Source organism: Anaeromyxobacter sp. Red801 (assembly GCF_049201065.2).
Taxonomy (GTDB): Bacteria; Myxococcota; Myxococcia; order Myxococcales; family Anaeromyxobacteraceae; genus Anaeromyxobacter.
On the sequence record NZ_CM181236.1, the window covers coordinates 588,881 to 612,539 of the forward strand.

At 75.0% G+C, this 23,659-nt stretch carries 25 protein-coding genes; 4 read left to right on the forward strand and 21 right to left on the reverse strand.

What is annotated here, in order from left to right; translation table 11 throughout:
* Nucleotides 1-480, forward strand: a complete 480-nt coding sequence (locus tag ACOQFB_RS02645; protein WP_421610428.1) for an SRPBCC family protein — start codon at nucleotides 1-3, stop codon at nucleotides 478-480.
* Nucleotides 481-586: 106 nt separating this feature from the next.
* Here ACOQFB_RS02645 and ACOQFB_RS02650 read toward each other — a convergent pair whose 3' ends face one another.
* Nucleotides 587-1,105, reverse strand: coding sequence for an SDR family oxidoreductase (locus ACOQFB_RS02650; RefSeq protein ID WP_494492442.1), 519 nt, complete (start codon nucleotides 1,103-1,105; stop codon nucleotides 587-589).
* A gap of 365 nt (nucleotides 1,106-1,470) precedes the next feature.
* On the opposite strand from ACOQFB_RS02650, the gene ACOQFB_RS02655 reads away from it, so the two are divergent.
* The gene (locus tag ACOQFB_RS02655) at nucleotides 1,471-2,667 is read left to right on the forward strand and encodes a GAF domain-containing sensor histidine kinase (protein ID WP_421610426.1); all 1,197 of its coding nucleotides are present in this window, start codon (nucleotides 1,471-1,473) and stop codon (nucleotides 2,665-2,667) included.
* A gap of 121 nt (nucleotides 2,668-2,788) precedes the next feature.
* Here the strand turns inward: ACOQFB_RS02655 and ACOQFB_RS02660 are convergent, their stop codons facing one another.
* The 12 genes from ACOQFB_RS02660 to ACOQFB_RS02715 form a co-directional block, all read right to left on the reverse strand.
* Nucleotides 2,789-3,109, reverse strand: a complete 321-nt coding sequence (locus ACOQFB_RS02660; RefSeq protein WP_059436563.1) for an STAS domain-containing protein — start codon at nucleotides 3,107-3,109, stop codon at nucleotides 2,789-2,791.
* Between the two features lie 120 nt (nucleotides 3,110-3,229).
* Nucleotides 3,230-4,192 carry a TolB family protein gene (locus ACOQFB_RS02665; protein ID WP_421610425.1) on the reverse strand — a complete coding sequence of 321 codons (963 nt, stop codon included), beginning with the start codon at nucleotides 4,190-4,192 and terminating at the stop codon, nucleotides 3,230-3,232.
* 25 nt (nucleotides 4,193-4,217) lie between these two features.
* Nucleotides 4,218-5,042 carry a helix-turn-helix domain-containing protein gene (locus tag ACOQFB_RS02670; protein ID WP_494492443.1) on the reverse strand — a complete coding sequence of 275 codons (825 nt, stop codon included), beginning with the start codon at nucleotides 5,040-5,042 and terminating at the stop codon, nucleotides 4,218-4,220.
* A gap of 9 nt (nucleotides 5,043-5,051) precedes the next feature.
* Entirely contained in the window at nucleotides 5,052-5,474 is a 423-nt protein-coding gene (locus ACOQFB_RS02675; RefSeq protein WP_421610423.1) for a F0F1 ATP synthase subunit epsilon, read from the reverse strand.
* Nucleotides 5,471-6,913, reverse strand: coding sequence for a F0F1 ATP synthase subunit beta (gene atpD / locus ACOQFB_RS02680; RefSeq protein ID WP_421610468.1), 1,443 nt, complete (start codon nucleotides 6,911-6,913; stop codon nucleotides 5,471-5,473). The genes ACOQFB_RS02675 and atpD overlap by 4 nt, the downstream gene beginning before the upstream one ends.
* 53 nt (nucleotides 6,914-6,966) lie before the next feature.
* Nucleotides 6,967-7,911, reverse strand: a complete 945-nt coding sequence (locus ACOQFB_RS02685) for a F0F1 ATP synthase subunit gamma (RefSeq protein WP_421610422.1) — start codon at nucleotides 7,909-7,911, stop codon at nucleotides 6,967-6,969.
* Nucleotides 7,911-9,764 carry a F0F1 ATP synthase subunit alpha gene (atpA, locus tag ACOQFB_RS02690; RefSeq protein ID WP_421610421.1) on the reverse strand — a complete coding sequence of 618 codons (1,854 nt, stop codon included), beginning with the start codon at nucleotides 9,762-9,764 and terminating at the stop codon, nucleotides 7,911-7,913. The genes ACOQFB_RS02685 and atpA overlap by 1 nt, the downstream gene beginning before the upstream one ends.
* A complete protein-coding gene (locus ACOQFB_RS02695) occupies nucleotides 9,761-10,312 on the reverse strand; it encodes a F0F1 ATP synthase subunit B (RefSeq protein WP_421610420.1) in 552 nt (183 codons plus the stop codon). The genes atpA and ACOQFB_RS02695 overlap by 4 nt, the downstream gene beginning before the upstream one ends.
* A 3-nt stretch (nucleotides 10,313-10,315) precedes the next feature.
* Nucleotides 10,316-10,813, reverse strand: a complete 498-nt coding sequence (locus ACOQFB_RS02700) for a F0F1 ATP synthase subunit B family protein (protein WP_059436569.1) — start codon at nucleotides 10,811-10,813, stop codon at nucleotides 10,316-10,318.
* A 31-nt stretch (nucleotides 10,814-10,844) separates the two neighbouring features.
* On the reverse strand, nucleotides 10,845-11,072 hold the full coding sequence (gene atpE, locus ACOQFB_RS02705) for an ATP synthase F0 subunit C (protein WP_059436570.1): 228 nt from the start codon (nucleotides 11,070-11,072) through the stop codon (nucleotides 10,845-10,847).
* A 39-nt stretch (nucleotides 11,073-11,111) separates the two neighbouring features.
* Nucleotides 11,112-11,780, reverse strand: a complete 669-nt coding sequence (locus ACOQFB_RS02710; RefSeq protein WP_059436571.1) for a F0F1 ATP synthase subunit A — start codon at nucleotides 11,778-11,780, stop codon at nucleotides 11,112-11,114.
* Nucleotides 11,777-11,998, reverse strand: a complete 222-nt coding sequence (locus ACOQFB_RS02715) for an AtpZ/AtpI family protein (RefSeq protein WP_059436572.1) — start codon at nucleotides 11,996-11,998, stop codon at nucleotides 11,777-11,779. Before ACOQFB_RS02715 ends, ACOQFB_RS02710 begins: the two co-directional genes overlap by 4 nt.
* A gap of 325 nt (nucleotides 11,999-12,323) precedes the next feature.
* On the opposite strand from ACOQFB_RS02715, the gene ACOQFB_RS02720 reads away from it, so the two are divergent.
* Entirely contained in the window at nucleotides 12,324-12,989 is a 666-nt protein-coding gene (locus ACOQFB_RS02720; RefSeq protein ID WP_421610419.1) for a SagB/ThcOx family dehydrogenase, read from the forward strand.
* A gap of 116 nt (nucleotides 12,990-13,105) precedes the next feature.
* Nucleotides 13,106-13,489: a hypothetical protein gene (locus ACOQFB_RS02725; RefSeq protein ID WP_421610418.1), complete on the forward strand. Its 384-nt coding sequence runs from the start codon at nucleotides 13,106-13,108 to the stop codon at nucleotides 13,487-13,489.
* Nucleotides 13,490-13,526: 37 nt separating this feature from the next.
* Here ACOQFB_RS02725 and hflC read toward each other — a convergent pair whose 3' ends face one another.
* From hflC to carB, 8 genes are all read right to left on the reverse strand, one after another.
* Nucleotides 13,527-14,468 carry a protease modulator HflC gene (gene hflC, locus ACOQFB_RS02730; RefSeq protein WP_421610417.1) on the reverse strand — a complete coding sequence of 314 codons (942 nt, stop codon included), beginning with the start codon at nucleotides 14,466-14,468 and terminating at the stop codon, nucleotides 13,527-13,529.
* Nucleotides 14,465-15,523 carry an FtsH protease activity modulator HflK gene (gene hflK, locus ACOQFB_RS02735; RefSeq protein WP_059436576.1) on the reverse strand — a complete coding sequence of 353 codons (1,059 nt, stop codon included), beginning with the start codon at nucleotides 15,521-15,523 and terminating at the stop codon, nucleotides 14,465-14,467. The genes hflC and hflK overlap by 4 nt, the downstream gene beginning before the upstream one ends.
* Before the next feature lie 119 nt (nucleotides 15,524-15,642).
* A complete protein-coding gene (locus tag ACOQFB_RS02740) occupies nucleotides 15,643-17,076 on the reverse strand; it encodes a glycosyltransferase family 2 protein (protein WP_421610416.1) in 1,434 nt (477 codons plus the stop codon).
* The gene (locus tag ACOQFB_RS02745; RefSeq protein WP_421610415.1) at nucleotides 17,073-18,125 is read right to left on the reverse strand and encodes a HEAT repeat domain-containing protein; all 1,053 of its coding nucleotides are present in this window, start codon (nucleotides 18,123-18,125) and stop codon (nucleotides 17,073-17,075) included. Before ACOQFB_RS02745 ends, ACOQFB_RS02740 begins: the two co-directional genes overlap by 4 nt.
* Entirely contained in the window at nucleotides 18,103-18,855 is a 753-nt protein-coding gene (locus tag ACOQFB_RS02750) for a YaiO family outer membrane beta-barrel protein (RefSeq protein WP_421610414.1), read from the reverse strand. The genes ACOQFB_RS02745 and ACOQFB_RS02750 overlap by 23 nt, the downstream gene beginning before the upstream one ends.
* Nucleotides 18,852-19,241: a response regulator gene (locus tag ACOQFB_RS02755; protein WP_237757825.1), complete on the reverse strand. Its 390-nt coding sequence runs from the start codon at nucleotides 19,239-19,241 to the stop codon at nucleotides 18,852-18,854. Before ACOQFB_RS02755 ends, ACOQFB_RS02750 begins: the two co-directional genes overlap by 4 nt.
* 141 nt (nucleotides 19,242-19,382) lie before the next feature.
* The gene (locus tag ACOQFB_RS02760; protein ID WP_421610413.1) at nucleotides 19,383-20,219 is read right to left on the reverse strand and encodes a sulfurtransferase; all 837 of its coding nucleotides are present in this window, start codon (nucleotides 20,217-20,219) and stop codon (nucleotides 19,383-19,385) included.
* 73 nt (nucleotides 20,220-20,292) lie between these two features.
* Nucleotides 20,293-23,496 carry a carbamoyl-phosphate synthase large subunit gene (gene carB / locus ACOQFB_RS02765; protein ID WP_059436580.1) on the reverse strand — a complete coding sequence of 1,068 codons (3,204 nt, stop codon included), beginning with the start codon at nucleotides 23,494-23,496 and terminating at the stop codon, nucleotides 20,293-20,295.
* Nucleotides 23,497-23,659: the final 163 nt, after the last annotated feature.

Here is a 23,659-nt window from a genome sequence, read left to right on the forward strand (position 1 = left end):
ATGATCTACTCGACGGCGACGGTTCCGGTGAATCCGGAGGGCGAGACCAGGCTGACCCGGGCGCAAGCCTGGGCCGGCCTGGAGCTCAAGGCCCGCGACGCCCGCCTGTTCCTGCCGCCGGGCCTCTGCACTCGGTGCGAGGTCGTGGAGGAGAGCGCGACGCACCTCGTGCGCGAAGCCACCATCGCGGGGGCCGATCTCCGCGAGATCATCACCCTGGAGCCGCAGCGCAAGGTCACCTTCTTCCAGGCGACGGGTCCGCGCGAAGGCGCCATCGTCAACGAGCTGTTCGAGGACGAGGCGGGTGCCCTACAGCTCCGCTTCTACTGTTACCTAGGCCTGCGCGGCAAGGAGCCGGGCGGACCCGAGGAGCACGCCGAACAGGTCCAGTTCGACAGCGACAAGGGCTACAAGGCGGCCCTGCACTCGACGCTGAAGCGCACCCGCGAGCTGCTTGCCGAGGGCAAGCTCCGACCCTGAACGATCCGGGCGGTCGGCATCCCCTCGGTGGTCAGCAAGAGGTCGCTCGCGACCGGCGTCGTCGATCGAGGGTGCGTCGTGCTGGACGATCACGCTCCGGCACCGCTCACGCGCGCCCGTACACCGGGAGCACCGCGCCACTCACGTCCCGCGCCGCATCCGACAGCAGAAACTCGATGACGGCCGAGAGCGACCCGGGCTCGACCCAGCGCGACGGGTCGGCGTCGGGCATGGCGCTGCGGTTCGCGGGCGTGTCGATCGTGCTCGGCAGGACGGCGTTCACGCGCACGCCGGCTTCCCGGACCTCGGCGGCGACGACGCGCGCGAGCGCGACCACCGCGCTCTTCGCGACCGTGTAGCCCGCCGCGCCGGTCCCCGACCACGGGCGCTCCACGTTTCGCGAGCCGACCACCACCACGCTGCCGGCGCGCCGCGCCACGAGGCGCGGCATCAGCGCGCGCAGGGCGCGCTGGGCCGACTCGAGATTCTCGTCCAGCATGCTGCGCCAGGTGCCCTCGTCGGGATCCTCGTGGAAGGGCCGGCCGCCGCGCCAGCCTCCCGCGACCAGCGCCGCGCCGGAGATGGCGCCGAGGCGTGGCTCGACGGCGCCCAGGTCGCGTCCCACGCCGGCGTCGAGTCGGCCTCGAGGGAGAACCCGGCGAACGACGCGCCGAGCTCCTTCTCGAGCGCGCGCAGGCGCTCCTCGTGGCGGCGGAGCCCGACGCCGGCCACGCGGTAGCCGCGTGCGACGAGGTGCGTGGAGAGGGCACTTCCGAGCGCTCCGACCGCTCCGGAGACCACGATGACGGGGGCCATGCGTCCCCTGTAACGGCCGGACGCTCGCACGGCAGCGCCGCCGTTTTCGAAGTGGGGCAGCCGAGACACGGGACGGCGCGGTGGACCGCGAGCCCCGCCCTGACGGGCCAGACGCGGTGGGGCCCGGGTGCCGCGGCTCCGCCCGGGAAGCCAGACCGCGCTACGATGTCGCGCATGGCCCTCACCGCCGGAGCGCACGCGCGGTCCACTCCCGCCCACGCCGACAAGGTCCTCGACCTCATCGACGTGGCCCGCGCGCTCGCGATCGCCCCGGACGTCGAGGGCGTCGGCCGCATCGTCAAGGTCGCTGCCCGGAGGCTGCTCGGCGCGGACGGGGTGACCTTCGTGCTGCGCGAGGGTGACCTGGTTCGCTACGCGGACGAGGACGCCATCTCTCCCCTGTGGAAGGGGACCGCGTTCCCGGCCAGCTCCTGCGTCTCGGGCTGGGCGATGGACCACCGGGAGACCGTGGTGATCGAGGACGTGTACGCCGATCCCCGCGTCCCGTACGACGCGTACCGGCCCACCTTCGTGAAGAGCATGCTGATGGAGCCGGTCCTGGCGGCGCAGCCCGTCGCGGCCATCGGCGCCTACTGGGCGGTGCGCCACGCCGCGACCCCCCGGGAGTCCGCCCTGCTCGAGGCGATCGCCGGGTTCGCCGCGGCGGCCCTCGAGCGCGCGAAGCTCGAGCGTGAGCTCCGCTCCGCAGTCGCCCTGCGTGACGAGCTGCTCGGCCTCGCCGCGCACGAGCTCCGGACGCCGCTCACCGTCCTCAACCTGGCCGTGAGCGGCGTGACGCGCGCGCTGGAGACGGCCGACGTCGAGGGCGCGCGCCGCTCGACCGAGCGCCTCCAGCGGGGAGCCGAGCGGCTCGCCCGCCTGGTCGAGATGCTGCTCGACTCGACGCGCCTCGCGCAGCTGGAGATCCCGCTGGTCCGCGAGCGGGTCGAGCTGGGTGCCCTCGTCGCGCGGGTGGTCGCCCGGCTCGCGAGCGCCGAGCGCGTCCGGATCGAGGCGGAGCCCGGGCTCGTCGGTGGATGGGATCGCGCCCGCCTCGAGCAGATCGTGGCGAACCTGGTGGGGAACGCGCTCAAGTTCGGCGAGGACAAGCCGGTGCACGTCTCGGTGTCGTCCCACGGCGGCCTCGCGCGCCTGGTCGTCGCGGACCAGGGCGCCGGGATCGCGGAGGAGGATCGGACGCGGATCTTCCAGCGCTTCGAGCGCGGCGCGGCGGCCCGAGGCGTCGGCGGGCTCGGGCTCGGGCTCTGGATCGTCCGTCAGAACGTGGAGGCGCACGGCGGGGAGATCCACGTCGAGAGCCGCCGGGGAGACGGCACGCGCTTCACGGTCGAGCTGCCGCTCTCGGCGTGAAGCGCGCCTCGTCGTAGAATCCCGCCGTGCCCGACCTCGCGCAGCCGAGCATCGCCCGCCGCATCGCGTTCGTGGCGGCATGGCTCGGGCTCGTCGCGGGCGCGGCCGTCCCCTGGCCAGCTCAGTCGTGGTCGTGGGCCGACGGCCGCCCGCCGGGCTCGCGGCGGAAGACCTCCGGGCCGACGCCGAAGTAGCGCAGCAGGCGCACCTGGTGCATCCCGAGCCCGGTCAGCCTGAGCTCGACGCCGGCGGCGACGACGAGGGCCCGGGCCAGGACCGCGATCCCGAAGTCGTTGAACCGGCGCGCGCGCGAGAAGTCGACCAGCACCCGGTCGCCCGAGCGCATGGTGCGCAGCGAGTGCTCGAGGAGCCTCGCCGCGGGCAGGTCGAACGTGCCCTCGAGCCGGACGATCGTGACTGGACGTTCGCGCTCCGATGGCATGGCTGCCTCCCCGCTGGGCGGCCTCAGGATAGCGCGGAATGCGACATGTCCCTACGTCTGTATCTCTCCTGTCGTCCTCGTCTCGAACGGCCCGGCACACGGGTTCTCGCCGCGCGGCGCTCACGGCGCGGCCGCCTTCGCCGCGCCGCACGGCGAGCGGAGCCCGAGCGCGGCGACGTCGATCGCGTACACGTCGCGGAGCCCGTTGCCGGGGCGCGAGAGGCGCCCGGTGAGAGCCCCGAGGTCGAGCGCGGTGGCCGGCACCGTCCACGTGCTCCGGTTGCTCGTGAAGTACAGCGTGCGCCCGTCGGGCGACAGCCGCGGCCCGAACTCCCAGCCCTTCGAGTTCACGCCGGCGCCGAGCGGCTCGGGCTCGGTCCAGCCGCCGTCGCAGGCGTAGCTCGCGTAGAGGTCGTACTCGCCGGCGCCGCCCGGGCGCCCCTTCGCGGCGAAGACGAGCGTGCGGCCGTCGGGGAAGGCGTACGCCTCGATCTCCTGGTCGGGCCCGTTGACGGGCGCGCCGAGGTTCTCGGGCGGTCCGAACCGATCGCCGAGCCACCGGGCGCGCCACAGGTCCGACTTCCCGTGGCCCCCGGGCCGATCCGAGCCGAAGTAGATCGTGCCGTCGTCGGTCAGCACCGGGAACCACTCGTCGCCGGGGCTGGAGAGCTCGGCCACGTGACGCGGCGGGCCCCAGCCCGCGCCGGCGCGCTCCATCACCCAGATCTCCGTGTCCGGTCGCGCCTCGGTCCCGGACGCAGGCAGGGGCCGGTTCGAGACGAAGAACAGCCGGCGGCCGTCGCGCGTGACGAACACGTCAGCGTCGCCGAAGCGGCCGCTGAACGGGGCCACCCGTGGAGCCGACCAGCGCCGGCCCTCGCGCCGGCTCACGAGGACGGTCCAGTGCGCGAAGTCGGGCGTGCTGCGCACGAAGTACATCGTGCGCCCGTCGGGCGTGAACGCGACGTGGGCGTCGTCGAAGCCGGTCGAGACGACGCCCTCGGCGAACAGCGCAGGGCCGGCGGGCGAGGCGAGGCAGGGGAGCAGCACGGCCGCGAGGGCCGGGACGAGGCGAGGCGTCATTCCTCCGACGCTAGGAGGGCCTCGCTCACCGCGCTTCCAGGAACGTGCGGTCCTGCTCGAGCCGCGCCCGGACGAGGCGACGCAGCGCGCTGGGCGGCGCCCCGAGCACGTCGCGGAAGGAGTCGGTGAGGTGGCTGTGGTGCGCGAAGCCGACGCGGACCGCGAGCGCGCCGAGGTCGTCCTCGCCGGCGGCGATCCGCGCCAGCGCCTCCAGCACCCGGGCGCGGCGTCGCCACGCCCGCACGCTGAGGCCGGTCGCGGCGCGGAACGTCCGCATCAGCCGGAACGGCGAGGCGCCGAGCGCCGCGGCGACGTCGGTCAGGGCGAGGTTCCGGCCGAGGTCGGCGTGGAGCCGCGCCTTGGCGCCGTCCACGAGCCGCCGGTCGCGGCGCGAGAGCCGCGGGAAGGCGGCGTGGCGGGCCAGCTCGGCGAGAAGCCCGAGCACCGCTTCCTCCGCCGCGAGCGCGCCGAGGGCGCCACGCGTGAGGGCGCCGATCAGCCGGTGGTGCCGGAGCTGCGCCGCGGGCGCGACCGCCCAGGCCACCGCAGGCGCCCGGCCGAACAGCTCGGGCAAGGTCTCGCCCGGCAGCTCGACCACCGTGACCTCGTCGCCGTCCGGGCCGGGGTGGCTGACCCGGTAGCTCGCCGGCTCGAGGTGAAGGAGCGCGGTGGTCGCGTCGCCGAGGAACGCGCGCGCGCCGAGGTGGTACGTGAAGGCGCCGCGCCGGAGCAGCGCGAGGTGCGCCGGCTCCGCGCCGCGCTCGGCGGACGGGCCGGAGCGCGGGGATCCGCAGCGCAGGTCCGTCACGCGGACGGCGGGCGAGTCGAGCAGCAGCCGGGCGGTGGCCACCGGCGAGATCTAAGGCGCGCCGCCGGGGACGTCACCCCGGTCGCGGTCGGGGGCCGCGCCCACCATCTCCGCCGCGAAGTCGTGCGGGTGCCGGGACCACGCCCGGCACAGCTCGCGCGCGGCCGCGGCGGGGGAGGGCGTGTCGCCCGGGATCCGCTCGCAGCGCGGGGTCAGGAGCAGCACCCGATCTCCGCGCACCTCCGCGAAGCCACCCGCCAGCGCGAGGTACGTCGTCTCGCCACCCTTGCGGTAGCGCACGGGCGCGATGGGCATGCGGATCAGCACGGGGGCGTGCAGCGGCAGGATCGCGAGCTCGCTCCCGAGCTCGAACCGGCGCTCGCGGCGGCGGAGGACGACCGCGTCCACGTCGCGCTCGGCGAGGGCGATGCCGTCGGGCGTGACGACCTCCAGCACGAGCGTGCGAGCGCTCATCGGACCTCCACGCCGCCGCCCTGCGGTGGCGCCTCGGCGGAGGGCCCCTTCAGCCTCCCGGCGGCCTCCAGCGCCTCGCCGATCGTCCCCACCATGAAGAACGCCTGCTCGGGCACCTCGTCGTGCCACCCCTCCACGATCTCCCTGAACCCGCGGAGGGTCTCCGCGAGCGGCACGTAGCGACCGGGGATCGCGGTGTAGGCCTCGGCCACGTGGAAGGGCTGCGACAGGAACCGCCGCAGGCGCCGGGCGCGCCGGACCACGATCTTGTCCTCGTCGGAGAGCTCCTCGACGCCCAGGATGGCGATGAGGTCCTGCAGCGCGCCGTACCGCTGCAGGTAGGAGCGGACCTTCCCGGCGACCTCGGCGTGCTCGGGGCCCACGACGGCGGGCAGCAGGACGTTCGAGGACGACTGGAGCGGATCGACCGCAGGGTAGAGCCCCTGCGCGGCGATGCGGCGGGAGAGGACGACGGTCGCGTCGAGGTGCGCGAAGACGGAGGCAGGGCCCGGGTCCGCGAGGTCGTCCGCGGGGACGTACACCGCCTGGATCGAGGTGATGGCGCCGTCGCGGGTCGAGGCGATGCGCTCCTGGAGCCGGCCCATCTCGGTGAACAGCGTGGGCTGGTAGCCGACCTCGGACGGGACCCGCGCGCGCAGGATCGACACCTCCAGGCCGGCCTGCACGTACCGGTAGACGTTGTCGAAGAACAGCAGGACGTCCTGCTTGCGCTCGTCGCGGAAGTGCTCGGCCATGGTGAGCGCCGAGAGCGCGACACGGAACCGCGTGCCGGGCGGCTCGCTCATGCGCCCGAAGACCAGCACCGACCGCTCCAGGACCCCCGACCGCCGCATCTCCAGCCAGAGGTCGTTCGCCTCGCGCGTGCGCTCGCCCACGCCGGCGAACACCGAGACGCCGCGGTGCTCGACGCCGATGTTCCGGATGAGCTCCATCACCACGACCGTCTTGCCGACGCCGGCCCCGCCGAACAGGGCGATCTTCCCGCCGCGCGGGAACGGCGTGAGGAGGTCGATCGCCTTCACGCCGGTCTCGAGCACCTGCGGGGCGGCCACCAGCCGGGCGTACGGCGTGGGTGGCCGGTGGATGCTCTCGGTCCGCACGGCCCCGGGGAACGGCCGCTCGTCGATGGGCTGGCCGAGCGCGTCGAAGACCCGGCCCAGCGTCTCCGGGCCGACCGGGACGCGGATCGGCCCGCCGGTGTCGAAGACCTCGACACCGCGGGCGAGCCCGTCGGTGGACCCGAGCGCGATGGTCCGGACGACCCCGCCGCCCAGGAGCTGCACCGCCTCGAGCGGCAGGCCGCGCACGGCGTCTCCCGCCCGGAGCAGCCCGTCGATGGCCGGCGGCCTCCCGGCGAACGCCACGTCCACCACCGCGCCCAGCACCCGCAGGACCGTGCCGGGGGCGCGCGCCTCCACGAGCCCGCGGCGCAGCCGCGCCAGCGCCTCCTCCACGATCGCCGGCCGGTCGCTCATCGGCTCCCCTCGGCGCCCCCGCCCTGCGCGGCCCCCGGCGCGCCGACGCCGCGCGCCGCGAACACCGCGCCGAGCAGGTCGATCGTGATCGCCTCGCGCCGCAGCCGGTTGTGCTGCACGCGGTGCTCGTGCAGCGCCGTGTCGGCGCGGGCGGTCGCCTCCTCCATCGTGACCATCCGCGCCCCCTGCTCGCTCGCGTACGACTCCAGCAGCGCGTCGCAGAGCTGGACCCTCAGGTGGATGGCGAAAAGCTCGTCGAGGAGCTCGCGCGCGGAGGGCTCGTAGTCCCAGCGCGCCGGCGCCGGCGCTTCCGCCACGGCGAGGCGCTCGGCGCGCGGGAGCTCGAGCGGCAGCAGGCGCCGGAGCCGCGGGGCCCGGTGGATCGGGGAGTGGAACTCGGTGTACGCGATCCACACCTCGTCCGCCGCGCGCGACCGGAACAGCTCCAGCAGGAGCACGGCGAGCCGCTCCACGTCGCCTGCGCTGGCGCCGCCGCGCTGCCACCCCTCCTCGTGCACGATCTCGGCGCCGCGCCGCGCCAGGTGGCGCTTCCCCTTCGCGCCCTTCACCACGAACCGCACGCGCTGGCCCGCGCGCTCCCGCGTGCGCCGGAAGTCGTCGGCGAGCCGGCAGATCTCGAGGTTGTAGCCGCCGCACATGCCGCGGTCCGCGGTGAGCAGGAGGAGCGCCGCGCCCTGCACCGGCGTGCGCTCGAGCAGCGCGTCCGCGAACGCGCCCTCCCCGCTACGCGCGGCGGCCGCCAGCGTCGCCTCCTGGGCCCACAGGACCTCCCGCAGCCGAGCCGCGTACGCGCGCAGGCCGGCCGCGCGCCGGCGCGTGAGCGCGAGCTTCGCCGCCGCCACGGTGGCCAGGGTCCGGGTGACGGCCTGGATGTTCTCCACCGCGCGGATGCGGCTGCGCAGCTCGAGCAGCTTGCCCATCACCGCCCCCCTTCGGCCGCGCCGCCGGCCGGCGGCGTGAACGCGGCGTTGAAGGCACCGAGCGCGTCGCGCAGCCGCTCCTCGACGGCGAGGGCGAGGTCGCCGGTCTCGCGGATGCGCGCCAGCACCTCTGGGTGCCGAGCCTCCATGAACCGGTGCAGGGCCTCCTCGTAGGCGGGGATGCGCTCCAGGGGGACGTCGTCGGCGAAGCCGTTCACGGCGGCGTACAGGGTCACGACCTCCTTCTCGAGCGGCAGCGGCGCGTGGGCGGGCTGCTTCAGCAGCTCGAGCTCGCGCTCCCCGCGCCGCAGCTGCTGCAGCGTGGCCGCGTCCACCTCGGCCCCGAATTTCACGAACCGCGCCATCTCGCCGTACTGGGCCAGATCCACGCGCAGCCGGCCGGAGACCTTCCGCATCGCGGGGCTCTGGGCCATGCCGCCGACCCGGGAGACCGAGAGGCCGGCGTCCACGGCGGGGCGGAAGCCCTCGTTGAACCGCGTGGCGTCGAGGAAGACCTGGCCGTCGCAGATCGAGACGACGTTCGTCGGGATGAACGCCGAGACGTCGCCGGCCAGGGTCTCGACGATGGGGACCGCGGTGAGGGAGCCGCCGCCGGCGTCGTCGCGCAGCCGCGCCGCGCGCTCCAGCAGGCGCGAGTGGACGTGGAACACGTCGCCGGGATACGCCTCGCGGCCGATGGGGCGCTGCAGGAGCGCGGAGATCTCGCGGTAGGTGACGGCGTGCTTGGACAGGTCGTCGAAGACCACCAGCGCGTGCCGGCCCTGCGCCATGTGCTCCTCGGCGATGGCGCACGCGGCGTACGGGGCCACGTAGCGGAAGGCGGGCGGCTCGCCGGCGCACGCGGCCAGCACCGTGGTGTACGCCATGGCGCCCCGCTCCTGCAGGAGCGCCACGGTCCGCGCCACCGCGGAGGCCCGCTGCCCGATGGCGGCGTAGACGCAGGCGACGTCCGCGCCCCGCTGGCTCAGGATGACGTCGAGCGCGGTGGTCGTCTTGCCGATGCCGCGATCGCCCAGCACGAGCTCGCGCTGGCCTCGCCCGAGCGGCACGAGCGCGTCGAGGATCTTGATGCCGGTGTGGAGCGACTCGCACACCGGGCGGCGCTCGACCACGCCAGGGGAGGGCCGCTCGATGGGGCGCTCCCGGCCGCTGCGGATCGGGCCCTCGCCGTCGATGGGCCGGCCGAGCGCGTCCACCACCCGCCCGACCAGCGCGTCGCCCACCGGGACGTGCAGCTGCCGCCCGGTGCGGACCACCGCGCTCCCCTCGGCGATGGGGCGCTCCGCGCCGAGCAGCAGGCACCCGACCGCGTCGTCGAGCAGGCTGAACGCGATCCCGTCCACGCCGCTCTCGAACCGGACCACCTCCTGCGCGCCCACCCGCTCCAGGCCGCGCACCGTTGCGACGCCGTCGCCGACCTGCACCACCGTGCCGCGGTCGGCCGCGTCCTCCAGCCGGAGCCCGGCGACGGCCCCCTCGACGGCGTCCCCGACCCGGCGTCGGGCGTCCGCCAGCGTCGCCTCCGCCTCCGCGGGGCGCGCCGCGAGCGCGCGGTCCACGTCGTCGAGCAGCGCGCGGCCCACGTCGAGGTCGAGGCGCGTGCCGCGGCCGAGCAGGAGCGACGCGCCCGCCGCGAGCCGCGGGTCCACGCGGAGCTCGACGGCGACGGGCACGCCGGCGGCCGCCGAGAGCGTCTCGCGCACCCGCTCCAGCAGGGCGGGGGAGACGGGGAACCGGCACTCCAGGACCACGCGTGGATAGGGCATCCCGTGGAGCGCCTGGCGCAGCCGGCTCGCCAGCGCGGCGGCCCCCTGGCGCCGTTCGCCGCTCACGTTCCCGCCCCCGGCTCCCGGAGCCCGCGCTCGAGCTCCTCCAGCCCCGCCACGATGGCCTTCTGCGTGAGCGCGCGCCGCTCGGCGTCGGTGAGGACCTCGTCGAGGTACCGGCGCGCCGTCGCGGTGGTGAGCCGGACCAGGCGCTCCGACGCCTCGGCCCGCGCGGCCTGCTGCTCGCGCTCGAGCGTCTCGCTCGCCTGGCGGATCAGCAGGGCCGCCTCCGCCTCGACCGCGGCGTCCGTCGCCTGGCGCGCCTTCCCGGCCTCCTCCCGCGCGCTCGCCACGAGCCGCGCCGCCTCCTGCTCCGCCCGGACCACCACGTCGCGCGCCTCCGCGTGCAGCGCGCCCACCTCCTGCTCCGCGCGGTCCGCCTCCGCCAGCGCCGACGCGATGCCCTCGCGGCGGGCCTCGAGCCGCCTGGACGCGAAGCGCCGCACCGCCCACGCGAGCGCCGCGATGAGGACGAGCGCCTGCCCGGCCTCGACCGCGAACGTGGCCGGATGCGCCGTCACCTCGTCGAGGGCTGCCTGGAGGAGCGCGCCCATCCGTCACCTGACCTCCTGCGCCGCGAGCGCGCCGTCCACGAGGAACCGCACCGCCCGCTCGTCCACCGGCCCGGCGACCCGCGCCAGCACCTGCCCGACGCAGGCGCGCAGGTCCTCCGCGAGCCGCGCCTGCTCCTCGCGGCGAAGCGCCGCCACCTCCTCCCGGCCCCGCGCGAGCGACGCGTCCGCGTCCGCGCCGGCGCGCGCGAGCCGCTCCTGCCGGGCGCGGGCGCGCTCCTCGCGGGCGGCGCCGGCGATCCGGTCCGCCTCCGCGCGGGCCTGGGCGAGGAGCTCCTCCGCCCGCCGGCGGGCCGCGGCGAGCGCCGCCTCCGCCTCCGCGCGCTTCGCGCGGGCCGCCTCGATGCGGGCGGCGCGGCGCTCCATGACGTCGATGAGCGGCAGCATGCAGGTCCGGCGCAGCACGGCGAGCGTCGCCGCGAAGATCAGGACGACCGCGGCGACGGTCCTGAGGTCGAGCTGGGCGAACGGATCGAGCACCATCGGGAGCCCCGGCGCCCGCGCGGTGCGCGGGCTAGATCTTGGCCGCCACCATGAGCGCGATCACGAGGCAGTAGATGACGAGCGCCTCGACGAGCGCCATGCTCACGAGCATCGTGGTGAACAGCTGCTGGGCGATCTCCGGCTGGCGGGTCATGCCCTCGAGGGCGGTGCTCGAGATCTTGCGCATCGCGAGCGAGGCGGCGACCGCGGGCGGGACGAGCGTCAGCGTGGGGACGAAGACGAGCAGGATCTCTTTCATGGGCGTGCTCGCGTCGGCCTCGGGTGAAGGGGTGCGGCATCACGCGCTCCGTTCCGTTCCGGCCCCCGCCGCGCGGTGGCCCTGCAGCGCGATCGCCAGCGCGTTGGCGGTGAGGAGCGTGAAGACGAGCGGCTGGATGGCGACCGGGAAGAGGCCGAGCGCGTGGACCAGGAGCGGGGCGCCCCAGGGGACCGCCTGCGTGACCAGCGCGCCGACGATGAGCTCGCCGCCGATGTTCCCGTAGAGCCGCAGCGAGAGCGAGAGCGCGTGGCTCACCTCGGTGACGAGCTGCAGCGGGTTCGGCCAGACGAGGTGCAGCAGCCCCGCCTTCGGACCCCGCAGCCGCACGTCGATCACGAGGACGCCGACCACCGAGACGAGCGCGAGCGCGAGGGTCGCGCCGTAGTAGGAGGTCGGCGGGATGCGGAGGAGCGGGACCGGCAGGAGCGCGAGCAGGTTGCTGAGGAGGATCAGGAGGAACAGCGTCGCGAGGAACGGCGCGATGAGCCGGACGCCGTCCGGGTGGAGCCGGCGGGCCTGGCCGACGAACCAGTCGAGGACGGCCTCGGCTGCGTTCTGGACGCCGCCCGGGAGCTCCCGCGGCGCGCGGGCGGTCGCGAGCTTGCCGAGCGCGAGCAGCACGGCCGCCACGATCAGGAAGTTCCCGACGACGATGGCCGGCAGGTGAGGCCCGAGCGCGGGGGTCATCCGGAGCCCCCCGGCGGCTTGCCGCCGAACATCTCGTCCCGGAGCTTCAGCATGTCGCGGATCGCGAGGGCGAAGCCGACGATGATCCCGGCGGCGAGCATGAGCGGGAAGGTGTGCCACCAGCGGTCCAGCCCGTAGCCGATGAGCGCGCCGGCGAGCGAGTAGCTCGGGATGAGCGACCAGATGGCGACGAGCTTGAGCGGCCGGAGCGGGCTCACGGCGCCTCCTGCGCTGCCGGTGCGCCCGCGGTGGCCTCCGCGCGTGGAAGGCGCGGCCGCCCCGCGCCAGGCCGTCGCGGCGAGGGTCCCCCCCTGGCACCGCCGCGGCCGCGTCACGGCTCGCTCCTCATCTTGGGCGCGCGGATCGGGGGTCGGGCGCTTCCTTCAGGGGCGCAGCCGATTGTCGCGCCGCGGGGCGCGGCGGCGGCGCGCACGCCGGCGCCCTTGCGCCGCGCGCGCTCGCGGCGGTCGCACGGCCCCGAAGGCCACGCCGGGCCGCCGGCGACGGTGGTGTGCTGGGGGCGGTCTCTCCCCGGAGGTCGCCATGCTCCCAGGCCTCGCGCGCCGGCTCCTCGTGCTCGCGTTGCTCGCGCCCGGTCCCGGCGCGGCCGCGGCTCCCGCGGTCCCCCTGCCGCCGCCGCACAGGGAGGGGCGCCTCGGCGTGGAGGCGGCCCTGGCGTCGCGGCGCTCGGTGCGCGCATTCACCGCCGAGCCGCTCACGCTCGCCGAGGTCGGCCAGCTCCTGTGGGCGGCGCAGGGCGTGACCGGGCCCGAGGGGCAGCGCGCGGCGCCGTCGGCCCGGCGGCAGTATCCGCTGGAGATCGCGGTGGTGGCGCAGCACGTCGACGGGCTCCCGCCCGGCGCGTATCGCTACCTGCCCGCGCGCCACGCGCTCGAGCCGCTCGCGAGCGCGAAGCAGGGCGAGCGGCTCCTGGCCCGCGCCACCGACCAGGAGCAGGTCCACGCCGCGCCGGCGGTGTTCGTGGTCGCGGCGGTGTACGAGCGGATGGACGCGGGCCCGCGGGCGCGCACCTGGAGCGACTGGGAGGCTGGCGCGGCGACCGAGAACCTCCTCCTTCAGGCCGTCGCGCTCAGGCTCGGCGCCGTGGTGGTCGGCGGCATGGAGCCGGCCGCGGTCCGGAAGGCGCTCCACCTGGGCGAGCGCGAGCAGGTCATCGTGCTCGTCCCCGCCGGTCACCCGGTGCCCTGAGCGCCTGGACCCGGCGCGCCCGTGTCCGGCCGCGGGGTACGTTCGATCGCGGGGGAGGGACGATGAAGCGGGACGCTCCTGGCGAGAGGGTACGGTCGGCGCCGCATCCGATCCAGGTGCGCCGGGCGTTCGGCGAGGACCCGGCGAACCGACCGGAGTTCTGCGAGGTCGTCTCCTTCGGCGAAGGCGGGCTCCTCGTCCGCCTGCTGGCGGACCGTACGACGCGCACCGTCACCGTCCCGGAGCCCGACGGGCTGCGGGAGGTGCTCGGGCGCGGCGACGTCTGCCGGTGGCGGGGCGGCGGTGCGCTCGCGGCGCTGAGCCTTCCGTACGGGCTGCTCGCCATCGCCGTCGGCCCGAGCGCGGCCCCGGACCGGGTCGAGCTGAACTACGGCGTCGTGCGCGTCGAGGACGCCGTCGCGGTGGAGATGCCGGGCGACGCGCCCGGACAACCGAGCTGGTACCTCTTCGCGGTGGCGGACGCCGAGACCGCGGGGTGACGCCCAGGTCCCGCCGCTGCATCGCGAAGCGGCCCGCTCACTGCTTCTTCGAGCTGCGGAGGTACCGGTAGAACTCGGTGTCGGTGCCGAGGAACAGCGAGGTGGAGCCGTCCACGGTGCGCGGGTAGGCCTCGAGCGTCCGGAGGAACTGGAAGAACTCGGGGTCGCGGCCGAACGCGGCCGCGTAGATCCGGGTCGCCTCCGCGTCGGCCTTCCCGGAGACCTCCTGCGCCTTCCGGTACGCCTCGGAGCGGATCGCCTTCAGGTCGCGCTCGCGCTGGCCCCGGATCTCGGCCGCCCGGCCCATGCCCTCCGAGCGCGAGCGCTCGGCGATGCGGCGCCGCTCGGAGATCATCCGGTCGAACACCTTCACCTGCACCTCGTTGACGTAGTTGATGCGCCGGATCTGCACGTCCACCAGCTCGACGCCGAACTCCTTCACCACCTCGGCGGCGCGGTCGCGGATCTGCCGGGTGAGCCGGTCGCGGCCGACCTGCACGGGCTCGAGCGCCTCTGCCTCGCCGATCTCGGCGGAGTACTCGTCGTCCTCGAAGGTGCGGTCGGTGGTGCGCACGGCCTCGATGAGCGCGAAGGAGGCGATGGCGTTGCGCGTCTCGCCGTCGATGATGTCGTCGAGCCGCGACTGCGCGTTGCGCTCGTCCCGGAGCCGCTGGAAGAAGCGCAGCGGGTCCACGATGCGCCACCGGCCGAACGTGTCCACCCAGATGTACTTCTTGTCCTTGGTCGGGATCTGGTTCGGGTCTCCCCGCCAGTCCAGCCAGCGCCTGTCGAACCGGTTCACCGTGTCCGCGAACGGGAGCTTGAAGTGCAGGCCGGGCTCGCTGATGGGCTCGCCGCGCGGCTCGCCGAAGCGCGTGATGACCGCCTGCTCGTTCTCGGTGAGCGTGTACGCGCTCGCGGCCGCGACGAGGACCCCGAGGATCACCGGCACGGCCACGACGACGGGGGAGCGGTTCATGGCTGCTCCTTCGCCTTCGCCGCGGCGCCTGCCGCGGGCGGGGCGCCGGCGCCGTCCATCCACAGCATGGGCGTCACGCCCTTGTGCGACTCGTCCACCACCACCTTCTGCCGCGAGCGCTGGAGGACCTCGGCGAGCGTCTCCAGGTACATCCGCCGGCGCGTGACGTCGGGCGCCTTCCGGTACTCCTCGTGGATGCGGACGAACCGGTCGGCCTCGCCCCGCGCGCGGTTCACGCGCTCGATGGCGTAGCCCTCGGCGGCGCGCAGCGTCTCCTCCGCCTCGCCCCGCGCGCGCGGGATCTCGCGGTTCAGCTCGGCGTAGGCCTCGTTGATGGCGCGCTCCTTCTCCTGGAACGCCTGGTTCACCTCGTTGAACGAGGGCTTCACCGGGTCCGGCGGGTTCACGTCCTGGAGCACCACCTGCTGGATGTCCACGCCGGTCTCGTAGCGATCGGCCAGCCCCTGCAGCAGGGCCTTCGCCTCGCTCGCGACCCGCTGGCGCCCGGTGGTGAGCACCTCGTTCACCGAGTGGTCGCCGACGACGGCCCGCATCGACGCCTCGGAGATGTCCCGCAGCATCGCCTCGACGTTCTTCACCTTGAACAGATACTGGTAGGGATCCTTGATCTTGTACTGGACGATCCACTCCACCACGGCGACGTTGAGGTCACCGGTCAGCATGAGCGACTCGCGCGCCAGGTCGGGCTTGTCCGGCTGGTAGGTGGTCCGTCCGTCGAGGTGCTCGGTGCGGAAGCCGAACTCGGCCTTGAGCTGCCGCTGCACCGGGACCTTGGTGATGCGGTCGATCCCGAAGGGGATGCGGAAGTGCGGCCCGGGCTCGACGGTCCCGATGAAGCGGCCGAGGCGCAGGATGACCCCGACCTCGTCCGGCTCCACCTGGACGTAGGACGTGGTCACGCCCACGAGCACGACCAGCGCTGCGACCACCAGCGGCAGCCGCCCGCCGAGCGCGCCCCACAGCCGGCGCGCGGCGTCACCCGGCTTCGGCTTCGGGTTCGGCGGCTCACCCACGACCTGAGGGCTCGATTCCATCCATCTGGCTTGGCCCGATTCTCGTGAAAATGCAAGGCGCGGCCGCGCACGCTCCGTGAGGCGGGCAGCGCCGCCGGTTCACGGTGCGGCGAGCCTCCCCGGCCGCCGCGGCGGCCCGGCTACGCCGCGCGCCCCGCGTCCTCGCGCGCCTGGGCGTCGGCCGCGGCCGCGGTCGCCGGCGAGCCCCAGGCGATGGGGCGGTTGAACAGCCAGCTCAGCATCCCGGAGATGCGCCAGAAGGCGGTGAGCTGGCGGAGGCCGAGGTTCTCGACGAGCACCGCGCCGATGAGCGCCGCGAGCTGCTTCGGCCGCTGGTACACGTGGAACGACTTCTCCTCGAGGAGCAGCGCGTTCGCGGAGAGCAGCGTCGCCACGCCGAGCGCGGCGGTGAAGAACGCGGCGAACGAGCTCCAGGAGATGACGCCGAGCGCCCAGGCGGCGCCGATCACCAGGTACCCGGCCACCTCGACCACGGGGCCGAACGCCTCGAAGAAGAGCAGGTTCGGCACGGTGAGCCACGCGGCGGCGCCGCCCCGGCGGTGGAACAGGAGCTGGCGGTTGGCGGCGATGGCCTCGAGGAGGCCGCGGTGCCAGCGGACGCGCTGCCTGCGGAGCGCGGCGAGCGTGTCGGGGACCTCGGTCCAGCAGATGGGATCGGGGACGAAGGAGATGCGGTACGGGCGGCCGGAGAGCCGGTAGAGCCGGTGCAGCCGGAGCACGAGCTCCATGTCCTCGCCGACCGTGTCGGTGCGGTAGCCGCCCGCCTCGATGACGGCGGTGCGGCGGAACATCCCGAACGCGCCGGAGACGTTGGGGAGCGCGTTCACCGGCGCCCAGCCGAGCCGGCCGAACAGGAACGCCCGCAGGTACTCGAGCACCTGCACGCGCGCGATCCAGCCGCGCGGCATCCCGATCTCCTCGACGAACCCGTCCACCACCCGGCAGCCGTTCAGGACGCGGATGGTGCCGCCGCAGGCGATGGTGGTCGGGTCCTCGAGGAAGGGCCGGACCACCCGCGCGACGCTGTCGCGCTGCAGCACCGAGTCGCCGTCCACCGCGCAGAACAGGGGGTAGCGCGCGGCGTTGATGCCGGCGTTCATCGCGTCGGCCTTGCCGCCGTTCGACTTGTCGAGCACGCGCACGTTGCGGTGGCGCAGCGAGCGGTACACGCGCCGGACCGGCGTGGACGGCACCGAGATGCGGTACGCCTCCGGGAACGGCACCAGCTCGAACTCGCGGGTGAGGACCTCCAGCGTCCGGTCGGTCGAGCCGTCGTTCACCACCACGATCTCGAGCTCGGGGTACTCGAGCTGGAGCAGGCACCGGATGGTGCCGGCGATGGTCTCCTCCTCGTTGAACGCCGGGACGATGATGCTCACCGGCGGCTCGAGCCGGGAGAAGAACCGCGGCAGCAGGAGCGAGGCGCGCGCGTCCGCGTCGCGCGCGATGACCCGCAGCGAGACGAGGTTGAGCGCGAGGTACGAGACCGTGAGCGCGATGAAGTAGGCGAGGAACGCCCACTGCACGACCTCGATGAGCCGGAGCAGCGTCACGGCCGCACCTCCGCGAGCGCCTGCCGCACGATGTCGCGCGCGAACCGGTCGCCGGACGCCTCGGCGAGCGCGAGCACGTCCTGTGACGAGCCGTAGGGGCGGGCGGCGAGGGCCTGCGCGGCGCGGTAGCGGACCCACCACTCCGGGTCGCGCAGCAGGCCGGCCAGCAGCTCGCGATCGGCCGGCTCGCCCACGCGCCCCAGCGCGGCGGCCGCCTGCACGCGGACCGACCACGAGGCGTGGCGCGCCGCGCGCCGGACGGCGTCGAGGAGGGCCGGGCTCCGCACCTGGCGCAGCGCCGCGGCGAGCACCTCCGGCTCGTCCGCGCGGTCGAGCAGCGCGGCCACCACGGGCTCGACCCTGCCCGCGTCCACGATGGACGCGAGCGGGAGCAGGCGCACCAGCGCGGTCGCGGGGAGCTCGCGGCAGAGCGCGGCGAAGCCCTCCGACACGCGGGGCGCGCTCGCCTCCGCGAGCACGGTCGCGAACAGCGGCACCGGCCAGTCGCCGCGCCGGGCCAGGCGCGGCAGCAGCTCGGCCGGCGCGCCCTCGGGGTCGATCCGCACCAGCGCGCGCGCGGCCGCGAGCGACAGGTAGGAGCGCGGGTCGTCGAGCCAGCGCAGCACCTCGCCGCGGTCCTCGGCGCGGCCGAGGTAGCCGAGCGTGCGGAGCGCCAGCACGCGCCCGAGCGCGTCCTCGCGGCGGAGCCGGGCGGCGGCGAGCGCGCGCGCGCCGAGCGCCTCGCCGACGCGGGCCAGCCGCTCGAGCGGCTCGCCCCGGATCCCGTCGAGGAGCTGGACCCAGAGCAGCAGGAACGCGTCCTCGTCCTCGGGCGGGAGGTCGGGCAGGCGCGGGCTGCCGCCGGCGACCGCCTCGAACAGGATGGGCCGCCAGCGCGCGACGACGTCCTGCCGCCGCGCCTCCGCGCGCGCCAGCCGGCGCCGCATGCCGAGCACGCGCAGGACCAGCGCCGCGCTCACCAGGACGGTGAGCAGGCCGGTCGCCCACGCGGCCCGGACCACCGGCTCAAAAGCTCCGGCGAACGCCAAGGCGCCCTCCCACCCGCGAGTAGAGCTCCCCCTGCCGCTGCGCGGTCAGGTCCCAGGTGAGCGCCCACCGGGCCGAGAACGGGTGGACGCCGGTGAGCGCGGCGCCGAGCACGTCCGTCCGCAGCACCTCGCCCGCGCCCAGGGACTCCAGCTCGCGCCCGGCGGCGACGGCCACGCCCACCCGCCCGCGCTCGCCGTAGTAGAGGTCGAGCGCGAGCCGCCCGCTGCCGCTCCACGCACCGTGCAGCCCCGCCGCGGTCCCGGAGGCGGCCGCGCGCCAGCGGCCGAAGTACCGCTCCAGGCCGAGCGTGGTCAGCGCGACGGTGCTCGCCCCCAGCTCGCCGTCGTAGCGGAGCAGGCGCCCGCCCAGCGAGGCGATCCAGCCGGCGCCGAGGCCGCGCTCCGCGCGCGCCCCCGCCGACCAGCGCGGGAGGAACTCCCAGGTCGGGCTGGCGGAGCCCTCGACCCCGATCACGAACCCGGCCACCGGCGCCTGCGCCCAGACCGCCCCCTCCACGTCGTCCTCGCGGAAGCGCGAGGCCTCGCGCAGGCTGCCGCCGGCGGCGAGCGCGCGGTCGCGGTCGCCGGTCCAGGCGAGGTCGAGCGCGGTGGTGCGCCACGCCGGACGATCGCCCGAGAGCGCCTCGGCGCCCTGGCTCAGCTCGACCGTCGAGGCGGCGGGGACGGCGAGCGGGAGGAGCAGGGCGAGCGCCGCGACCACGCGCCTCACGGCCGGTCCTTCGCGAGGCGCTTCAGCTCGGTGATCAGCGCGCCCGGGTCGAACGGCTTCTCGAGCCAGGCGTCCACCCGCGCCGCGCCGCCACCCGCGGAGCGCGTCGCGCCGAGCAGCAGGATCGGCACCTCGCCCCAGCGCGGATCGGCGCGGAGCGCGGTGGCGACCGCGAGGCCGTTGCGGCAGGGGAGGAGCTGGTCGAGCACCATGGCGCTCGGCGGCTCGTTGCGCGCCGCGTGCTCCAGGGCGGCGCGGCCGTCGCCCACGATCTCGGGCGCGAACCCCTCGCGCTCGAGCAGGAACGCCAGCAGCCCGGCGATGTTCTCGTCGTCCTCGACCACCGTGATCCGGCGGGGAGGGCGGTGTCCCGCGCGCGTCTCCACGGCGAGGACTCTGCTCGCAGAGCGCCCCGCCCGGTATCGGGTGGTCGTGGGGTGCGGTGTGCGCGCGGAACCCACATCCGTCGCTGCGGCGTCCCGGGCGCGCGGGTCGAGGCACGTACGCGCAGTGCGCGTGGCGCGCGCTCACCCCTTCCCGATCGGCCGGCCGCTCCGGCACCACTCGCTGAAGGAGCCGACGTAGAGCGCGGCGCCGCCGAGCCCGGCGGCGTCGAGCGCGAGCAGCGTGTGACACGCGGTGACACCCGACCCGCAGTGAACGACGAGGTGCTCGGGCGGCGTGCCGCCGAGCAGCGCGAGGTAGTTCCGGCGCAGCGCCTCGGGCGCGAGGAAGCGGCCGTCGGGCCCGAGGTTCTCGGCGCAGGGGAGGTTCAGGGTGCCGGGGATGCGGCCGGCGACGGGGTCGAGCGTCTCCACCTCGCCGCGCCAGCGCTCTCGCGAGCGGACGTCGAGCACCTTCCACGCCGGATCCCCGAGCCGCCCCGCCACCTCGTCGATCGAGAGCGTCGGGAGCGACCAGGCCTGGGCGGGATACGGCGGCACGGCGGCGACCGCGCCGGGCGCGGTGGTCACCGGGACGCCGGCGGCGCGCGCCGCCTGGAACCCGCCGTCCAGCACCGCGACCTGCGCGTGCCCGAACGCCCGCAGCATCCACCAGAGGCGCGCGGCGGCGTTCTGGCCGCCGGCCGCGTCGTAGACCACGATCCGGGTGTCCGGGCCGATGCCCCAGGCGCCGAGCTGGGCGGCCCAGGTGGCGGGCGCCGGCAGCGGGTGGCGCCCGCCGCGCGCCGGGTCGAAGCCGGGCGCCGACGCCGAGCTGAGGTGGACGTTCAGGTCGGCGTGGAGCGCGCCCCGGAGGTGCCCGGCGGCGTAGGCGTCGGGGCCGGGGCGCGCGTCGAGCAGCCGCACGTCCTCGAGGGCGGTGAGCAGGGCCGGGGCGGCGACGAGCGGGCCGAAGCGCATCCCATCCCTCTAGCACGGCGTGCGTGCCTCACGACGGCCTCGCCGCCGCCCACCCCGCGCGGCAGCGCGCCGCTCAGCGCAGCGTCGCGTGGTACTCCTGCAGGCTCCTCACGCCCTCCGCGCCGGCGCGCCGCGCCGCGATGCCCTTCGCGGTCATCACCGCGGCCGCCGCGGTGGTGACGTACGGGACCCCGGCGCGGATGGCCGCCTTGCGGATGTACGAGTCGTCGTGGGTGCTCTGCTTGCCGGCGGGGGTGTTGACGAGCAGGCTCACCTCGCCGTTCAGGAGGGCGTCGGCGAGGTTCGGCCGCCCCTCGTGCAGCTTCAGCACCAGCTCGGCCTCGATGCCCTGGCCCGCCAGGTAGTCGCGGGTGCCGCGCGTCGCCTTCACGCGGAAGCCCATGCCGGCCAGCTCGCGGATCGCCCCCGCCACCCGCGGCTTGTCGGCCTCGGCCACGGTGACGAGGACCGTCCCGGCGAGCGGGAGCGGCGAGCGCGTCGCCTGCTGCGCCTTGTAGAACGCGAGCCCCGGGCTCCGCGCCAGCCCGAGCACCTCGCCGGTGGAGCGCATCTCGGGCCCGAGCACCGGGTCCACCTCCGGGAACATGTAGAAGGGGAACACCGCCTCCTTCACGCCGAAGTAGCCGGGCTTGCGACGCTCGAGCTTCAGGTCCTTCAGCCGCATCCCCAGCATCACCTGCGCGGCGATGCGGGCCATGGGGAGGTCGCAGACCTTGCTGACGAGCGGCACGGTCCGGCTGGCGCGCGGGTTCGCCTCGAGCACGTACACGGTGCCGCCCGCGATGGCGTACTGCACGTTGATGAGCCCGACCACGCCCAGCTCCAGCGCCAGGCGGCGCGTGTAGTCCTCGATGGTGGCGAGGTGCTCGGGCGCGACGTTCACCGGCGGGATCACGCAGGCGGAGTCGCCGGAGTGCACGCCGGCGAGCTCGATGTGCTCCATCACCGCGGGCACGAACGCCTCGGTCCCGTCGCAGATGGCGTCCGCCTCGGTCTCGACCGCGTCCACCAGGAAGCGGTCCACGTAGAGCGGCCGCTCCGGCGAGACGTCCACCGCCTTGCGCACGTACTCGCGCAGCATCTCCTCGTCGTGCACGACCTCCATGCCGCGGCCGCCGAGCACGTAGGAGGGCCGGACGATGAGCGGGTAGCCCATGCGCCGCGCCAGCGCGAGCGCCTCGTCCAGGTCGCGCGCCAGGCCGGACTCCGGCTGCGGGATCCCGAGCTTCCGCACCACGGCGCTGAAGCGCTCCCGGTCCTCGGCGAGGTCGATGGTCTCGGGCGAGGTGCCGAGGATGCGGACCCCGGCCTGCTCGAGCTGGCGGGCGATGTTGAGCGGCGTCTGCCCGCCGAACTGCACCATCACGCCGTCCGGGCGCTCCTTGCGGTAGATGGAGAGCACGTCCTCCACCGTCACCGGCTCGAAGTACAGCCGGTCGGCGGTGTCGTAGTCGGTCGAGACCGTCTCCGGGTTGCAGTTCACCATGATCGACTGGTAGCCGGCGTCGCGCAGCGCGAACGCGGTGTGCACGCAGCAGTAGTCGAACTCGATGCCCTGGCCGATGCGGTTCGGCCCGCCGCCGAGCACCATGATCTTCTTCGCGCCGGCCCGGGCCGGCACCGCGTCCGGCGCCCGGTAGGTCGAGAAGTAGTAGGCGGCGTCCTGCACCCCCGAGACCGGGACCGCCTCCCAGCCCTCCACCACGCCGAGCGCGGTGCGCCGCTCGCGGACCTCCGCCTCCGAGACCCGGAGCAGCCGCGCCAGGTACCGGTCGGCGAACCCGTCCTTCTTGGCGCGCACCAGCAGGTCGTCCGGCGGCAGCCGCCCGGCGTGCCGGAGCAGCTCCTCCTCCAGCGCGACCAGCTCCTTCATCTGCTCGAGGAACCAGCGCTTGATGTGCGTGCGCTGCACGAGCAGGTCGAGGTCGGCGCCCTTGCGGATCGCCTCGTAGAGCAGGAACTGCCGCTCGCTGGTGGGCTCGCGCAGCCGCTCCAGCAGCTCCGGGAGCGGCAGCTCGTGGAAGTCCTTCGCGAAGCCGAGCCCCGGCCGCCCGTTCTCGAGCGACCGGATGGCCTTCTGGAACGCCTCCTTGTAGCTCTTGCCGATCGACATCACCTCGCCGACCGCGCGCATCTGCGTGCCGAGCCGGTCCTGCACGCCCTTGAACTTCTCGAAGGCCCAGCGCGAGAACTTCACCACCACGTAGTCGCCGGACGGCGTGTACCGGTCGAGCGTCCCGTCGCGCCAGTACGGGATCTCGTCCAGCGTCAGGCCGGCGGCGAGCATCGACGAGACGAGCGCGATGGGGAACCCGGTCGCCTTCGACGCGAGCGCGGACGAGCGCGAGGTGCGCGGGTTGATCTCGATGACGATCACGCGGCCGGTGCGCGGGTCGTGGGCGAACTGGACGTTCGTCCCGCCGATCACCTCGATGGCGTCCACGATCCGGTAGGCCTGGTCCTGCAGCCTCGCCTGCAGCTCCGGCGAGATGGTGAGCATGGGCGCGGTGCAGTACGAGTCGCCGGTGTGGACGCCCATCGCGTCCACGTTCTCGATGAAGCAGACGGTGATCTTCCTGCCCTTCGCGTCGCGGACCACCTCGAGCTCGAGCTCCTCCCAGCCGAGCACCGACTCCTCCACCAGCACCTGCGAGACCGGGCTCGCGAGCAGGCCGCGCGCGGCGATCTCCTCGAGCTCCTCGACGTTGTAGGCGAAGCCGCCGCCGGTCCCGCCCATCGTGTACGCGGGCCGCACCACCAGCGGGAACCCGAGGCGCTGGCCGGCCGCCATGGCCTGCTCGAGCGTGGTCGCGATCTCGCTCCGCGCCGTCTCGATCCCGAGGCGCGTCATCGTCTCCTTGAACGTCTCGCGATCCTCGCCGCGCCGGATGGCGTCCAGGTTCACGCCGATGACGCGCACGCCGTACTGGTCGAGGACGCCCTTCCGCGCGAGCTCGGAGGAGAGGTTCAGGCCGGTCTGGCCGCCCAGGTTCGGGAGCAGCGCGTCCGGCCGCTCCTTCTCGATGATCCGGGTGAGCGTCTCGACGTCGAGCGGCTCGACGTAGGTCGCGTCCGCCATGCCCGGGTCGGTCATGATCGTGGCCGGGTTCGAGTTGACGAGGACGATCCGGTAGCCGAGCTTGCGCAGCGCCTTGCAGGCCTGCGTGCCGGAGTAGTCGAACTCGCAGGCCTGGCCGATGACGATCGGACCGGAGCCGATGATCAGGACCTTCTTCACGTCGTCGCGGCGGGGCATGCAAGCTCCGGTCGGTGGGAGGGGGGCCGAATGATGCCACGGCGGGCGCCGGATCCGGCGGCCCTCGCACGGCGAGCGGGCGCGGGAGCGCTCACCGCTTCGTACGGGGACGCAGCGGACCCGGGGGTCCCCGGCGGACCGGTGCGGCCGCCGGTCGCGCCTG